Origin of the sequence: Paracoccus seriniphilus (genome assembly GCF_028553745.1) — a bacterium.
Classification (GTDB): domain Bacteria; phylum Pseudomonadota; class Alphaproteobacteria; order Rhodobacterales; family Rhodobacteraceae; genus Paracoccus; species Paracoccus seriniphilus.
The window spans coordinates 387,501-401,835 of the sequence record NZ_CP067132.1 but is presented as its reverse complement, the minus strand read 5'-3'; the positions used below and the strand labels follow the sequence as shown (position 1 = coordinate 401,835).

Genomic DNA, 14,335 nt, shown 5'->3' with positions numbered 1-14,335 from the left:
CAGGGTACCATCCCGACATCTTGCCATGCGCGAATAGCCCAAGGGGGCAGCCGGTCAATTCAACCGGCTGCCCCCTTCGAGTTCCAGGTCCGATCCGATGCCTTGCTCAGATTGGCAGCACCAGGGCGTTATGCACCAGAAGCGTGTCATAGACCGCAATGCGTGACGACAGCAGAACGCGGCCGTCTTCCTGCCGACGGAACCGGTCGATCAGCCGCCCAGCCTGATGAAGCCGCCCCTCGGGCAGTTCGGCCAGTGTTTCAACCAGAATATAGTTGGCCAGCGCACAGATCGTGCCATCCGCCTCGATCCCGGTGACCTGCGTATTGGTGATATAATGGCGCAGATAGCGCGGCCCGAACATCGAGGTCTTGGCAATCGCCAGCGCCCGATCCTGCAGCATCGCCTTGTTCTCGCAATAGACCAGTCCGACGGGCCGATCATGGTCGAAATTCTCGCGACTGGTCACATTGTAGAACGCATCCTCGGTGAAGAATTCGGGCCAGTCTTCAAGATTGCCATCATCCAGAACCGCGCAATAGGCGGCGTTGAAATCTTCGATATCCAGGCGCGCCGCACGGCGCAACGCGGCATCATCTGCGCGGGTCTCGGTCACGCTCACAGCCCCATCTCCTGTCGCCAGTGCTTATACATCGCCCTGATCGCCGCTTCCGAGATCAGGGTGTTCGACGTGCCCGCAGGCACCTTGGGATCAAGCACCACAAGATGTTCACCGCCGGTCGAGTTCAGCATCCCGTCCTGCACGAATTTGATCGCCTCGTTGTCCTCCAGCCCCAGAAAGCCTGCCGGTCCCATCAGATTTCCCTGCCGCAGGCGATGGCGGGTCATTTCCTCATCGTCATCCTCATATCCGAACATGGTCCAGACCATGGTGAACTCATTGGGGCCATTGGGAACGATCTGGCGCACCCCCAGCGTATTCATCTCGCGTTGCACGATCAGGCCCGGCCAGACGACCTGCATGGTCACCGACCACGGGCTGTCGAATTCGGGAATGAAATCCATCAGACGCGGATCCGCCAGGGCCAGACCATCGCGATAGGCGCGCATCTCGGCCTTGTTTTCCTCGGACACGGCGGTTCCGTCGCTCTTGGCCGAGGCCATGGTCGAATGGCGCCCCTTGGGGTCGACGATCATCGCCGATTTGTTGCCCGCCACCAGAAGCCCGAAGGTCACAAGGAAGGTATGCAGCAGCGTGGCGTGATAGGGGTCTTTCAGGTTCTCGGGATACAGTTTCCAGTTGCCCGACAGCGTGTGCCTGTAATGACCCAGAACCCGCAGCTTGCGCCCGGAAAAGACCGCCTCGAAATCACTCAGCATTTCTTCGCCAAGATAGTCTTCCAGCGGCTCGACGGCATCGCTGAACGAGGCAAAGACCGCACCATTGTGACGGGTCACATGCAGCTTCTTGACACCATGGTTCTCGGGGCGGAAATCGGGGCCCATGCCCCCTTCTCCATTCACGCCGCGCCGGAAGGGCACACCGGAAAGATTGCCCTTCAGGTCATAGCTCCACTGATGATATGGGCAGACGAATTCATCTGTATTGCCACGCAATTCGCGACAGAATTCGGCAGCGCGGTGCGAACAACGGTTCTCGAAGACATTGATCTCGCCCTCTTCATCGCGCACCATGACGACCGGTGTCGGCCCGACATAAGAGCGCACGAAATCACCGGCATCGGGCACTTCGGCATCCAGCCCGACATAATTCCATGTCGGCCCGTGAAATATCCGCTCGACCTCGCGATCATAGATTTCCTGACTGGTATAGGCCCAGTCCGGCACCCGCTCGAGTCCGGCCGCAGGCCAGACGTAGCGCTTGTCTATCGGCAGCATTTTCATCTCATCGTCCTCGATCTGGAACAGGTTGGTTTCGGGATTGGCCAGGACCAGCGGATCGACCGGCTGCCCCCCTTCAATCAGTTGGCGCGCGGCGCGCAGGGCCTCGGCATGGCCGAAATCAATGCAGGCGACGACGCGGTTGGAGTCGTCGAGGCAAAAGAATGCCGGAGCATCACCGTCGCGGCGCACGGTCTTCAGACCCGAAGCCGGTGCCCCCAGAATTTGCAGGGTTCCGCCAAAGATATCCGACCAGAACCAGGGCAGTTCGGCTGCACTCTGTTCGGCGCCGGTAATGGCCCGTGCGGCACGCTGCGCGGAAAGATTGGCGTTCTGCCAGCTTTCGCTGCGGTGTTCGGCGCCGTTTACGCCGTCTCGCATCACGGCGATATCGCCAACCGCATAGATCGACGGGTCCGAGCTGCGGTTCTGCGCATTGACCACGACGCCGCCACGCGCGGCAACCTCCAGCCCGGCATCGCGGGCCAGTTCATCGCGAGGGACGGCCCCGATGCCGACAATCACGCAATCGGCCGCGACCTGCGTGCCATCGTTCAACGTCACGCAATCCGCGCCGATCGATTGTACAGCGGCGCCAAGGCGCAGGGTGACATCATTCTGTTCCGCCACCCAGCCCAGGAAGTCGGAAGGTTCGCCGGGCAAAAGCCGCTTGAGCAAGCGTTCTTCGGTCTCGATCACCGTCGCCGCCTTTCCCAAGGCACGCGCGGCCGAGGCCAGCTCCAACCCGATAAATCCGCCACCGATCACCGCCACCTGCGAGGCCGCCTTCAGCGCCTTGCCCAAATGCTCGGAATCCGCGGCGTCACGCAGGTAATGCAGCCTGGCACCTTCTGCGCCGGGCAAGGCGATCCGGCGCGCGGCGGCGCCGGTGGCCAGAACCAGCATGTCATAGGGCAGACCTGTGCCATCCTGAAGCACAACACGTTGTGCATCGCGGTCAATGCTGACCACCGGCGTTGACAGGCGCATGTCCAGATCCAGCGCCTCGACTTCGCCCGGCTCGAAAATCAGGGCCTGAGTCAGGGTGGTCTTTCCCAGCAGCATGTCCTTGGACAGCGGCGGGCGTTCATAGGGCGCATCCGCTTCTTCGCCCAGCAGGGCAATCGACCCGGCAAAACCTTCGGCGCGAAGCCGGCGCGCCGTTTCTGCCCCGGCCTGCCCTGCGCCGACAATGACCAGCTTGCGAAAGTCCCTGGGCCGGACAGAGGCAGTCGACACTTCGACGGCAGAGACCGCCCTGCCCTCGGTGTTGATCCAGACGATCCCGTCTTCGATCCTTACGTCATAGGTCGCGATGTCCTTCGTAACCGGCGTGCCCTGCGCCCTGCCGGTGCGAATATCGAACAATCCCTGATGCAGCGGGCATTCGACACAACCGTTCTCGACATGACCATCGGTCAGCAGCGCAAAGGCATGGGTGCAGATATTGCCGGTTGCATGGATTTCGCCATCCAATGCAAACAGCGCCAGACGAAGCCCGTCAACTTCGACGCCCATGGAACCCTGTTCCAGAACGTCTGCTGCGGGGACAGAGGAATGCCAGCTCATTCGGGGACCCTCACGCGTCGGATGCCAGCGGCAGGCCCAGCAGGCCCGCGGCGGTATCATGGCAGACCATCCGCTTTGCGCGGTCATCCAGCGGCGCAGTTTCGATGAAGGCGACTGCGGCCTCGGTATCCTCATAGGGATAGTCGACCGAGAACATCACGCCTTCTTCGCCCATCTCGCCCAAGGCCCCCATCAGCGAGGGATGCGAACATACGCCCGAGGTGGTGATGAGGATATTGCGGGTGAAATACTGCGAGGGTTTCAGCTTCAGATCGACGCCCATCGGATAGGCGCCAAAACGCGAGTCATAACGCCAGCGCAGGAATGGCAGCGCCTCGCCCATATGGCCCAGCACAATTCTGACCCCCGGAAAGCGGTCGAAGACACCGGCAAACAACAGCCGCAGCGCGTGGCTGCCGGTTTCCACACCCCAGCCCCAGGTCGCGCCCTGCAGCACCGGCATGCCCTGCAGCACATATGGCGTCGCATAGGCGTTGGCCGGATGCAGATATAGCGGCACATCCAGCCGTTCCAGTTCGGCCCAGAACACGTCATATTCAGGCGCATCGTAATAGGTGCCATGCGTGTGCCCATTCACCAGGCAGCCCAGGAAGCCAAGCTCCTTCACCGCGCGGCGCAGCTCGACCACCGCCGCCTCGGGGTCATGCATTGGCAGCGCCGCAAAACCGGAAAGCCGGTCGGGGCGCAATGCAATCTTTTGCGCAAGATAGTCATTGGCCCGCTGCGCGGCCTCTGTCGCCGTATCGTCGGGCTCTCCCTGCGGGCCGGGGCCTGTCAATGACAGAACCGTGCGCACGATACCGCCCTTGTCCATCAGCTCCAGCCGCTCGCCGTCGAAATCGTTCAACCGCTGCATCAGACGTTCGGCCTGGGCCCTCGGGATCAGTTTCAGGAATGCTTCCGAGTGCTTTTCGAACCCCGGAGCCATGAAGTGTTCTTCGAATGTGATTTTGGGCGTCATCGGGCTTTCCTGTTCTTCTGCGTCTTTTCGGGGGCTTGATTTATACAGTATACTTCTCATTTTCAGGCAGCAAGATTTTTCTCTCGAATACGTGGGTTAAAGAAGCAGATCGGGAACCAGCGTCGCGATGCCCGGAACATATGTGACCAGCAGCAGCACAAGCAGATTGACGATGATGAAGGGCCAGATCCCGGCGATGATCTCTGTCACCGGCTTTTGCAGCGTCGATGACGCCACGAAAAGATCCAGCCCGAAGGGCGGCGTCACCATGCCAAGCGTCACATTGACGGCGACGATCATGCCGAAATGCACGGGGTCGATGCCAAGGCTGGTCGCTACCGGATAGAGCGCAGGCACCAGGATCAGCTGAATCGAGTTGGGGTCCACGAACATCCCCGCGATGATGAAGGCGACATTGGCGATCATCAGGAAAACCACCGGCCCCGCCTGCACTCGCTCGACCGCAGCAATCAGCATGTCGGGGATCTGCGCCAGCGTGATGAAATAGGACAGCAGGGTTCCCAGCGCCAGCAACAGAAAGATCACCGCATTCTGGATTGCGGTCTTTTCCGCCGCCGCGACCAGCCCTTGCAGGGTCAGGCCACGATAGACAAGGCTTTCGACAAGGATGGCATAGACGACGCTGACAACTGCCGCTTCGGTCGGCGTGACCAGCCCGCCATAGATGCCGCCAAGGATCAGCACCGGCATGCCCAGAGCCCAGCCGGCGCGACGAAGCGCTGTCAGGATTTCGGCCAATGTCGCACGCGGGTCACCCATGACTCCGGTGCGGCGGGCTTCGATTGCCGTCAGTGCCGCGAAGGCCAATCCCATGACCACACCAACAGACAAACCCGCAGCGAACAGCGCCGTAATCGAGGTTCCGGTGATCCAGCCATAGACGATCAGGGTGATCGACGGTGGGATCAGCAGCGCGGTTTCCGCTGAAGAGACAATCAGCCCCAGAGCGAATTTGTCGCGAAACCTTGCGCGCCGCAGTTCGGGGTAAAGAATATGCCCCATGGCAGCAACCGTTGCCGGGGCCGATCCGGACACCGAACCGAACCCCATTGCGCCGCCGATCGTCGTGTAACCGATGCCCCCACGCGCATGCCCCACCAGGGCACGGACCAGCCCCGTCAGCCGGCCGGCGATCTGTCCCCGCCCCATCAGTTCGGCCGCGAAAAGGAAAAAGGGAATGGCCAGCAACAGGGACTGGTTGATCCCGCCGGTGATCTTTTGTGCGATGATCATGTCCGGCAGGCGTTCGAAGAACCCCATCCTGATGGCAAGGGTCGGCACGCCCAGCACCATCAGCATTTCGAACCCGGCGATCAGCATCCCTGCCGCCAGCAGTGCAATGGCCATCGCGATGATCATTCCGCCACCTCGGACTGGGGAGAAAAGCGGTCAATGGCACCCATCAGGCTGGCCCCATAGCGTATCGCCAGCAACACGAAGCCCGCAGAGGGCGCGACATAGATCCAGCCGATCGGCATTGACAGCGTGGCGCTTTGTTGGCCGGTCGCGAAAACAAAAGCGGCCGTCCGCGCCGCCACCCAGGCCATGTAAAGCGAGAACAACACTCCGGCTGTATCGATGATGCGGCGCAGAGGGATCCGGCTGCTAGTCGCGATCCGGTCGCGCCATGTGTCGACCGCGACATGTTTGCCCCGCTCCAGCGCAAGACCGGCCGCAAGAAAGACCATGAAGATATTCATTGTCCGCACGACCTCGTCGATCCAGTGGAACCCCGAAGCATGGGCCCCGCCGAACAGACGCATGGCGATATTGAAGGCAAACAGCGCGGTCATTCCCAGCAAGAGCGAGACAAGACAGATGCGCTCGGCCAGGCGGGTCGCGGCCAGAAAACTCTTCATTAGGGGTTCTCCTGCGGGGGACGGGTCAGTTCATGACCGCGTCGAAGGCCGCCTGATAGGCCTGAAACAGGTCAGCCCCTTCCCCGCCTGAACGTGCAAGAAATGCATCACGCGCTGCCGGGAACATCTTGTCACGCAAAGCCATGCGTTCGTTTTCGGACAATTCGACTATCGTCACATCCGAAGCGCGAATGGCCTCCAGCGCCCGATCGCCCGCGGCCGATTTATGCGCAATCATGTCAGGCACGATCTCTTTCAGCGACGAGGTGATGGCCTCGCGATAGGGTTCATCCAGCCCGGACCAGATCGAGGGACTGAACAACACGACATTTTCGATCGCGCCGTGATTGGACAGAACAAGGTAATCCTGCACCTCGAAGAACTTCATGTTGAAGATCGTGTCCAACGGGTTCTCTTCGCCATCCACGACGCCGGTCTGCAGCGCGGTATACAACTCACCAAACGGGATCGGCACACCTTTGACCCCGATAGACCCCATGGATTCAACCAGCACCGCAGATTCCATGACCCGGAAGCTCTGGCCCGAGAACGCGTCCAAGGGACCGATCTCCTTGTTCGAGGTAAATTGCTTGGTCCCATTCGGATAGAGCGACACGCATGTCACGCCACGAGCATTGAAGCTTTCGCAGAAGGCCTCGGCAAAGCCGCTGTCGCGGATCGCCTGGGCCTTCTGTGCATCCTCGGGATACAGGAATGGAATATCCATGATCGACGCGACGGGGTTGAACCCACCCATGAAAGCCACCGGCCCCGCTGTCGCATCCAATGCGCCGAATTGGACCGCCTCGGTCATTTCGCGCTGACTGCCCAACTGGCTTTGCGGAAAAACCTGGATCTCGACCGCATCACCGGTTTTCTCGGCGACCATCTCTGCCATCTTTTCCAGCATGACATGCGTTGTGGACGCTGGCGCCTCGACGTGACCCAACCTCAACGTCACCTCTTGCGCAAAGGACGCAGAGCAATTCAGGGCCAATACGCCGGTGACCAAAAGCGAGCGATAAAGAGCTGGCATTGGGGTGGATCCTTTACATATGTGATCTGAACATCAGGTTATACAGCATACCCCGTATTTCAAGAAATTTGTGAACTCTGCATCCATCCCATTGGATAATGATTATTTTATAATCACTTACCGTCTGCCCCATACAGCAGAACGGGCAGTATACTTACTTTTTTGGCCCATAAACGGAGTATACCTCATATTTTTCTTGCAACGAGCTTTCCAAACTTTCATGCTTGGCCAAACAACCTCAGGAGCAGCGCGATGAACCCCATACGGATCGGCCAGATCGTTCCTTCTTCGAACGTGACGATGGAAACCGAGATCCCGGCGCTTCTGCGTGCCCGCGAAACCATCGCACCCGAGCGGTTCACATTTCACTCATCGCGGATGCGGATGAAAAACGTGACCAAAGAAGAGTTGGCCGCGATGGATGCGGACAGCGACCGCTGCGCGCTGGAGCTTAGCGACGCGCGGGTCGACGTGATGGGTTATGCCTGTCTTGTGGCGATCATGTCGATGGGGCACGGGTATCATTACACCTCATCCGCCCGTCTGCATCAGGCGACGATAGACAATGATGCGCCCGCCCCGGTCGTGACTTCGGCGGGTGCGCTGGTCGAGGGAATCAAGGCCATCGGCGCCAGGAAAGTCGCCGTGGTGGCGCCCTATATGATCCCGCTGACGGAAATGGTGGTCGACTATATCCGCAATGAAGGGATCGAAGTCGTCACATGGCGCGCACTGGAAATTCCCGACAATCTGGCTGTGGCGGCGCATGATCCGCTGAATCTGCCGGGCATCGTGGCAGGCATGGACACCGATGATGTCGATGCAGTCGTGCTGTCGGCCTGCGTGCAGATGCCCTCGCTGGCTGCCGTGTCGATGGTCGAGGCTCAGGTCGGAAAGCCGGTGCTGACCGCTGCCATCGCCACCACATGGTCAATGCTGAAAGCACTGGATCTGGACACCCGCGTGCCGGGCGGCGGCACCCTGCTTTCGGGCGCCTATTGAGAAGGAATAAAAGTTTCATGGCTTTCGGATACAACCTTCACGCCAATGGCATCCGCCACCATCTGATGCACTGGCAAGGCCCCGAAGGGGCGCGCCAAATGCTGCTGATTCCCGGCATCACCTCGCCCGCGATCACCTGGGGCTTCGTGGCCGAGCGTCTGGCCGAGACATTCGATGTGCATGTTCTGGACGTGCGCGGACGCGGCCTGTCGCAATCGGGCGATCTGGATTATACGCTGGACGCGCTGGCAGATGATGCCATCGCCATTGCCGAAACGATGGACAGCCCCATCGTCATGGGCCATTCAATGGGCGCGCGCATCGCAATCCGCGCCAATGCCCGCAACTCCCAGCCCTTCTCGGGCTATCTGCTGGTCGAACCGCCGACCTCCGGGCCGGGCCGCCGTCCCTATCCCTCGAAATGGCCGTGGTATGGCGACAGCATCATCATGGCCGCCAAGGGCTGCTCGGCAGATGACATGAGTGTCTATTGCCCGACCTGGACCGAGGAACAGCGGGCCCTGCGGGCCGAATGGCTGCACACCTGCAGTTGGACCGCCACCCGCATCGCCTTTGACGGCTTTCACACCGATGACATCCATCAGGATCTGCCCGGCATCACCAAACCCGCACGGCTGATCATTGCCGGTGGCGCCGATGTCATTGACGCCGCCGACCAGAAGGAAATTGCCGAGCTGAACCCCGGCATCGAGCAGCGCACGGTCCCCGACGCGGGCCACATGATCCCATGGGACAATCTGGAAGGATTCCTCGCATCGGTCATGGATTTCACCGTCTGAACAGGCACTCACATCAGGAGACCCCCATGGATCACGCGAGTTTCACCGAAATCTGCCTGCATCAGCTGAAGATGTCCGGCGTTCACGAGGGCGAAAAACTGATCGTCCTGACGCAGGGCAGCGACCGCCTGGACTATGCCGATGCCTTCATGGCCGCGGGCCAGCGGCTGGGGGCAAAGATGTATCACATGCGCCTGCCCGCCCCGCCTGTCGTCGGGGCCTGGACTGTGGGTCAGACCGGCCTGGCCGCCCAGCCTGACGCGGTCGAGGCGCTGAAGAACTGCGACATGCTGATCGACTGCGTCTTCCTGCTGTTCTCACCCGAACAATTTGCCATTCAGGCCGCCGGCACCCGCATCCTGACCGCCGTGGAGCCGCCCGAGCTGCTGGCCCGGATGCTGCCCACGAAAGAGCTGCGCGAAAAGGTCGAGATCGGTGCCGAATATCTGGCCCGCGCCAAGGTCATGCGCATCACCTCGCCCCATGGCACCGATGTCACCTACAAGCTGAACACCTATCCCACCGTCGCCGAATATGCCTGCACCGATGAGCCGGGCCGCTGGGATCATTGGCCCTCGGGCTTCGTCTTCACCGGCGGCGACGACGACGGCGTGGACGGTCAGATCGTGGTGGCCCCCGGCGATATCCTGCTGCCACAAAACATGTATGTGCGCGACCCGATCACCTATACGGTCGAAAAGGGCTGGGTAACAGACATCCGCGGCGGGCTGGATGCCGATCTGGTCAAATCCTACATGTCCGCCTTCAACGATCCGCGCGGCATGGGGATGAGCCATGTCGGCTGGGGCATGAACCCCAATGCCCACTGGCACGGCATGACGCCCGGCGAATTTCCCGGCGGCATGGGAATGGAGCCGCGCAGCTTCTATGGCAATGTCATGTTCTCGACCGGACCGAACAACGAATTGGGCGGCCCCAATGACACCCCCTGCCATCTGGACATCCCGATGCGCGGCTGTTCGCTGTTTCTGGACGACGAACCCATCGTGATCGACGGCGATCTTGTCGTCAAAGAAATGCAGATGGACCGCGGCTGAGCCCCGATCCCGTGCCAATCCAGCGCCGTCCACCGTTTCCGGTCGGGCGGCGCACCCAAGCGGAGCTGTCCACCACCATGTCATCCACCCTGTCCCAGAAACAGATCTATTCAGAAGCCGGATTTGGCGAGAAAGTGCCACGCGGCACCCGTCCTGCGTTGATTGTCGTCGATTTCTCCTATGGCTTTACCGACACGCAATACCCCACCGCCGCCGACATGTGGGCCCAGATCGCGGCGACGCGCCAGCTTGGCGATGTTGCGCGTCAGGCGGGCTATCCGGTGATCTTCACCACCATTGCCTATCAACCATGGGAGGCTACTGCCCTGCCCTGGCTGAAAAAGGCAACCGGCATGGCGGCATTGAGGGCCGGATCTCGCCTGGTCCAGATCGATGCTGCAACCGGCATCCAGCCCGGCGACCCGATTGTTGTCAAACATGGCGCTTCGGCCTTTCACGGCACGAACCTTGCCGCGCTGCTCTGTGGTGCAGGTGTGGACACCGTTGTCGTGACCGGCGCAACAACATCGGGATGCGTGCGTGCCACGGTCGTCGACGCGGTCCAATCGGGCTTCAATGTGCTTGTCCCGCATGATTGCTGCGCCGACCGCGCCCAGCCCCCCCATGATGCCAACCTTTATGACATGGGTCAGAAATACGCCGATGTCACCGACGCGGCGGATGTTCTTGCCTGGCTTCAGTCGCTGCAGACCTGAAGAAACAAGATCGACACGACGGGTCGATCATATGAACCTTATTTCGAACAATCAGCTGTTATCATTTTCAAAACAGGCTGAGGAGGAATCGCCCGAAGAGGTCGGAATTCCTCGTCCAGACCCGCGTCCCCCTTTCCCCGAAGAGCCCGGTTCATGCATTTGAACTCGGCTTTTCCAATCGTGCTGAAACAGGTCATGAGCACCAAGCGGATGTGGCTTTCGGCCACCAGCCGCCCGGGGTCTCGTGAGAGGTTCCTCTCTTCGAAGATATAGAGACCGCGCAGACTTACCTCGATCTGACAGGTTTCGCGCTGTCGCTGCCATGCGCCTTCACATCCACCACGACAAAAGGCCGGGGCCATCAGGCATGTCGTTCTCAATGTGCCGCGCCGCGCAACCAAGTCTCCAACGCTTTGACCAGTCTGTCGGAACAGGCACGCAAAACCTGTACATCATCGGTAAGCCGCGAGTAGGACCACAAACCTTGGCCCGAAATCATGGTGTAGCGGGCAAGATCGTCAATTTCGCTGTCGTCTTGGGCCACAGCGACGCTTCCTCCTTCCAGCATCAACTTTCGCCAACGATACAGGAGATCGGGTGCGACGCCATTGCGACGGGCAACGGCAGAAATGCTCTCACTGTCATGAAGGGTTTCTTCCACAATCCGCAGCCGATCCAGACGTCACCCATGCGCTGGAGCATTTGCCGTCATAGGCGACATTCGGCGGTCACCATCGGAAATAATTTCAATCTCAGACATAAGTACATGCTTAAGGCTATCCTTAAGCCTCCAGGCTCAGGCCGAGGTGTCCGGTCGAAATGGGGGCCAGTTCACTCTCCTCCTTGAGAAGCCGGTCCTCCCGTCGAAGCCGCTCATTCTCTTTGGCGAGGCTCAAATCCTCTTTGAAAACCACGTCTGTATCTCGGTGCGCGGTGATCCATTTGTTCAGCGTCGACATCCCAACACCCAGATCGGCAGCCACCTGCTTGCGTGTAAGCCCGCTGGTCAGCGCGATACGCACCGCGTCCTTGCGGAATTCGTCCGTTCGTGTCAGTCCCATAGTTCATCTCCTTTGGTGCAGTAAATGCTATCAAAGGAGCGGCATCAAACCGCGACAGGTCCAGTCCAACTCTGTCGCTTCGACGAGCGCAGCATCGACAACCGCTACAATCAAGCGCTTAAGGCGGTCCTTCGGATCCTTCTAGGGCTCGCACTGAGCCCGAGGACCCGGGCGACGGTCGCGGCGTTTCTCCATCGCTTTGACGAGGTGAGTGATCGTCGGGTTACGGTTCGCGGCGTCGGCGCACTGCGGTTTGATCGGACCGTCCGGAACTGGGAGCCGGTGTTTGCGCGGGCCCACTGGCTGCTGTCAGGCTTGTACCCGGATGTTCGCATCGGCGAAGCAGCTGGTTCGGCGCTGCTGTTCGACATGGAGAAGCTCTTCGAGACGGTACTTGGACTGCGCATTCGGCACGCCTGTCAGACGCAGCATGGTGGTCGCCTTTCCCTCGGGCTCCAGAGCCCTGTGAAGAACCTCGCGACGGCGGGCTTCCAGCTGCGCCCCGACATCGCCATTCAGAGCGGAGATGAAACGGTCGCCATCCTCGATGCTAAGTGGAAACGCCTCGATCTCGGCGACGCGTATCAGATGAATGCCTACGCCAGTCGCTACCTCTGCAAGCGACTCGCGCTCGTTTACCCGGCCTTCAGGGACTGCCCGCCAGGAAGGATCACCGAGTTTGTGCTCATGACCGAAGAGCGGCCGGTCCTGGATGTCGTCGCGGTCGATGTTCGAGAGCTCGCCTTTGGCAGCGGGATCCCGACCAGTATCGATGCGATCATCCCTATCGAGCGGAACTGAAAGCAAAGGGCATCGCAAACACCGATTCACGCAGCGATATGAGGGACTTCGGCCCCTCTTGCTTTCACAGTGCTTCCACGGGTGTTGGACACGCGAACGCCGCCCCGGAGGGCGGCGTTCAAGCGTTTGATAACGCGTATAGTTTTGGTTGCGGGGGCAGGATTTGAACCTGCGACCTTCAGGTTATGAGCCTGACGAGCTACCGGGCTGCTCTACCCCGCGCCATTTCCGCGCGTTTTTGATCTGGATTTGCGCGTATTTTTTGATCGTTTGGAGAGATGCTCGTTTCTTTCCAGGTCTGGCGGTGACCTACTCTCCCACGTCTTGAGACGCAGTACCATCGGCGCAGCGGCACTTAACGGCCGAGTTCGGGATGGGATCGGGTGTTTTGCTCGCGCTAGGGCCACCAGACCAGGAAAGAAACGATCAGCGTTGATCCCGTTTCATGGGGATTAAGTTGTCCAAGGATGCTTTTTGGAGAAGACAGTCTGTCTTCTTCCGGATCAAATCAAGCCTATCGAGCCATTAGTACCGGTCAACTGAATGCATTGCTGCACTTACATCTCCGGCCTATCGACGTGGTGGTCTTCCACGGCTCTCAAGGGAGACCTTGTTTTGAGGGGGGCTTCCCGCTTAGATGCCTTCAGCGGTTATCCTGTCCGTTCATAGCTACCCAGCACTGCCGTTGGCACGACAACTGGTCCACCAGTGGAACGTTCACCCCGGTCCTCTCGTACTAGGGGCAACTCCTCTCAAGTCTCCAACACCCACGGCAGATAGGGACCGAACTGTCTCACGACGTTCTAAACCCAGCTCACGTACCTCTTTAAACGGCGAACAGCCGTACCCTTGGGACCTGCTCCAGCCCCAGGATGAGATGAGCCGACATCGAGGTGCCAAACGATGCCGTCGATATGGACTCTTGGGCATCATCAGCCTGTTATCCCCAGCGTACCTTTTATCCGTTGAGCGATGGCCCTTCCACTCGGGACCACCGGATCACTATGGCCGTCTTTCGACTCTGCTCGACTTGTCAGTCTTGCAGTCAGGCTGGCTTCTGCCATTGCACTCAACGAGCGATTTCCGACCGCTCTGAGCCAACCTTCGCGCGCCTCCGTTACAGTTTGGGAGGCGACCGCCCCAGTCAAACTACCCGCCACGCAGGGTCCCGGATCCGGATAACGGACCGCGGTTAGACATCAAGAGTGCGAAGGGCGGTATCTCAAGGATGGCTCCACGGGAACTGGCGTCCCCGCTTCAAAGCCTACCGCCTATCCTGCACATCGCAATCCTGATGCCAGTGCGAAGCTGTAGTAAAGGTGCATGGGGTCTTTCCGTCTAACCGCGGGAAGTCTGCATCTTCACAGACAATTCAATTTCGCTGAGTCCACATTTGAGACAGCGGGGAAGTCGTTACGCCATTCGTGCAGGTCGGAACTTACCCGACAAGGAATTTCGCTACCTTAGGACCGTTATAGTTACGGCCGCCGTTTACCGGGGCTTCAATTCAAGGCTTGCACCTCTCCTTTTAACCTTCCGGCACCGGGCAGGCGTCAGACCCTATACG

At 59.9% G+C, this 14,335-nt stretch carries 11 protein-coding genes, 1 tRNA gene, 2 rRNA genes and 3 pseudogenes (1 of these 17 running past the window's edge); 5 read left to right on the top strand and 12 right to left on the bottom strand.

The genetic code is table 11. The features are described 5' to 3' along the window. Positions 1-106: 106 nt before the first annotated feature. From JHW44_RS20260 to JHW44_RS20230, 7 genes and pseudogenes are all read right to left on the bottom strand, one after another. Complete coding sequence (locus tag JHW44_RS20260) at positions 107-622, bottom strand: aromatic-ring-hydroxylating dioxygenase subunit beta (RefSeq protein ID WP_089343962.1); 516 nt, start codon at positions 620-622, stop codon at positions 107-109. Next, positions 619-1,866 carry an aromatic ring-hydroxylating dioxygenase subunit alpha gene (locus JHW44_RS20255; protein ID WP_272850375.1) on the bottom strand — a complete coding sequence of 416 codons (1,248 nt, stop codon included), beginning with the start codon at positions 1,864-1,866 and terminating at the stop codon, positions 619-621. The genes JHW44_RS20260 and JHW44_RS20255 overlap by 4 nt, the downstream gene beginning before the upstream one ends. Before the next feature lie 81 nt (positions 1,867-1,947). Further along, positions 1,948-3,381, bottom strand: a pseudogene (locus JHW44_RS20250) (FAD-dependent oxidoreductase); the annotation flags it as partial. 61 nt (positions 3,382-3,442) lie between these two features. Continuing rightward, positions 3,443-4,414, bottom strand: coding sequence for an amidohydrolase family protein (locus JHW44_RS20245; RefSeq protein WP_089343960.1), 972 nt, complete (start codon positions 4,412-4,414; stop codon positions 3,443-3,445). Positions 4,415-4,510: 96 nt separating this feature from the next. Then, positions 4,511-5,794 (bottom strand): TRAP transporter large permease, encoded by a 1,284-nt coding sequence (locus JHW44_RS20240; RefSeq protein WP_089343959.1) that lies wholly within the window; start codon positions 5,792-5,794, stop codon positions 4,511-4,513. Beyond that, positions 5,791-6,294, bottom strand: a complete 504-nt coding sequence (locus JHW44_RS20235) for a TRAP transporter small permease (RefSeq protein WP_089343958.1) — start codon at positions 6,292-6,294, stop codon at positions 5,791-5,793. Before JHW44_RS20235 ends, JHW44_RS20240 begins: the two co-directional genes overlap by 4 nt. 25 nt (positions 6,295-6,319) lie before the next feature. Next, the gene (locus JHW44_RS20230) at positions 6,320-7,330 is read right to left on the bottom strand and encodes a TRAP transporter substrate-binding protein (protein WP_089343957.1); all 1,011 of its coding nucleotides are present in this window, start codon (positions 7,328-7,330) and stop codon (positions 6,320-6,322) included. A gap of 252 nt (positions 7,331-7,582) precedes the next feature. Here JHW44_RS20230 and ndpH point away from each other — a divergent pair, with 252 nt between their 5' ends. The 4 genes from ndpH (at position 7,583) to JHW44_RS20210 (ending at position 10,906) form a co-directional block, all read left to right on the top strand. Beyond that, complete coding sequence (gene ndpH / locus JHW44_RS20225; RefSeq protein WP_089343956.1) at positions 7,583-8,332, top strand: maleate isomerase; 750 nt, start codon at positions 7,583-7,585, stop codon at positions 8,330-8,332. Positions 8,333-8,349: 17 nt separating this feature from the next. Then, positions 8,350-9,132, top strand: a complete 783-nt coding sequence (locus JHW44_RS20220) for an alpha/beta fold hydrolase (RefSeq protein WP_089343955.1) — start codon at positions 8,350-8,352, stop codon at positions 9,130-9,132. A 26-nt stretch (positions 9,133-9,158) separates the two neighbouring features. Continuing rightward, complete coding sequence (locus JHW44_RS20215; RefSeq protein ID WP_089343954.1) at positions 9,159-10,190, top strand: 2,5-dihydroxypyridine 5,6-dioxygenase NicX family protein; 1,032 nt, start codon at positions 9,159-9,161, stop codon at positions 10,188-10,190. A 77-nt stretch (positions 10,191-10,267) separates the two neighbouring features. Continuing rightward, positions 10,268-10,906 carry an isochorismatase family protein gene (locus tag JHW44_RS20210; protein ID WP_419182522.1) on the top strand — a complete coding sequence of 213 codons (639 nt, stop codon included), beginning with the start codon at positions 10,268-10,270 and terminating at the stop codon, positions 10,904-10,906. A 529-nt stretch (positions 10,907-11,435) separates the two neighbouring features. Here JHW44_RS20210 and JHW44_RS20205 read toward each other — a convergent pair. Both JHW44_RS20205 and JHW44_RS20200 read right to left on the bottom strand, forming a co-directional pair. After that, positions 11,436-11,666, bottom strand: a pseudogene (locus JHW44_RS20205) (transposase); the annotation flags it as partial. Positions 11,667-11,733: 67 nt separating this feature from the next. After that, positions 11,734-11,967, bottom strand: a pseudogene (locus JHW44_RS20200) (transposase); the annotation flags it as partial. Positions 11,968-11,991: 24 nt separating this feature from the next. On the opposite strand from JHW44_RS20200, the gene JHW44_RS20195 reads away from it, so the two are divergent. Next, on the top strand, positions 11,992-12,768 hold the full coding sequence (locus tag JHW44_RS20195) for an McrC family protein (protein ID WP_218822552.1): 777 nt from the start codon (positions 11,992-11,994) through the stop codon (positions 12,766-12,768). Between the two features lie 145 nt (positions 12,769-12,913). On the opposite strand, the gene JHW44_RS20190 is transcribed toward JHW44_RS20195, so the two are convergent. The 3 genes from JHW44_RS20190 to JHW44_RS20180 all read right to left on the bottom strand — a co-directional run. After that, a tRNA-Met gene (locus JHW44_RS20190) sits at positions 12,914-12,990 on the bottom strand. Between the two features lie 74 nt (positions 12,991-13,064). Beyond that, positions 13,065-13,179 (bottom strand): 5S ribosomal RNA (rrf, locus tag JHW44_RS20185). A 93-nt stretch (positions 13,180-13,272) separates the two neighbouring features. Further along, positions 13,273-14,335, bottom strand: a 23S ribosomal RNA gene (locus JHW44_RS20180); it runs 1,770 nt beyond the window's last position.

What these genes read in the sequence shown, in the direction of transcription:
- JHW44_RS20255 (WP_272850375.1), bottom strand. Translation starts at nt 1,866, where the DNA reads ATGAAAATGCTGCCGATAGACAAGCGCTACGTCTGGCCTGCGGCCGGA.
- JHW44_RS20245 (WP_089343960.1), bottom strand. Translation starts at nt 4,414, where the DNA reads ATGACGCCCAAAATCACATTCGAAGAACACTTCATGGCTCCGGGGTTC.
- JHW44_RS20240 (WP_089343959.1), bottom strand. Translation starts at nt 5,794, where the DNA reads ATGATCATCGCGATGGCCATTGCACTGCTGGCGGCAGGGATGCTGATC.
- JHW44_RS20235 (WP_089343958.1), bottom strand. Translation starts at nt 6,294, where the DNA reads ATGAAGAGTTTTCTGGCCGCGACCCGCCTGGCCGAGCGCATCTGTCTT.
- JHW44_RS20230 (WP_089343957.1), bottom strand. Translation starts at nt 7,330, where the DNA reads ATGCCAGCTCTTTATCGCTCGCTTTTGGTCACCGGCGTATTGGCCCTG.
- ndpH (WP_089343956.1), top strand. Translation starts at nt 7,583, where the DNA reads ATGAACCCCATACGGATCGGCCAGATCGTTCCTTCTTCGAACGTGACG.
- JHW44_RS20220 (WP_089343955.1), top strand. Translation starts at nt 8,350, where the DNA reads ATGGCTTTCGGATACAACCTTCACGCCAATGGCATCCGCCACCATCTG.
- JHW44_RS20215 (WP_089343954.1), top strand. Translation starts at nt 9,159, where the DNA reads ATGGATCACGCGAGTTTCACCGAAATCTGCCTGCATCAGCTGAAGATG.
- JHW44_RS20210 (WP_419182522.1), top strand. Translation starts at nt 10,268, where the DNA reads ATGTCATCCACCCTGTCCCAGAAACAGATCTATTCAGAAGCCGGATTT.
- JHW44_RS20195 (WP_218822552.1), top strand. Translation starts at nt 11,992, where the DNA reads ATGCTATCAAAGGAGCGGCATCAAACCGCGACAGGTCCAGTCCAACTC.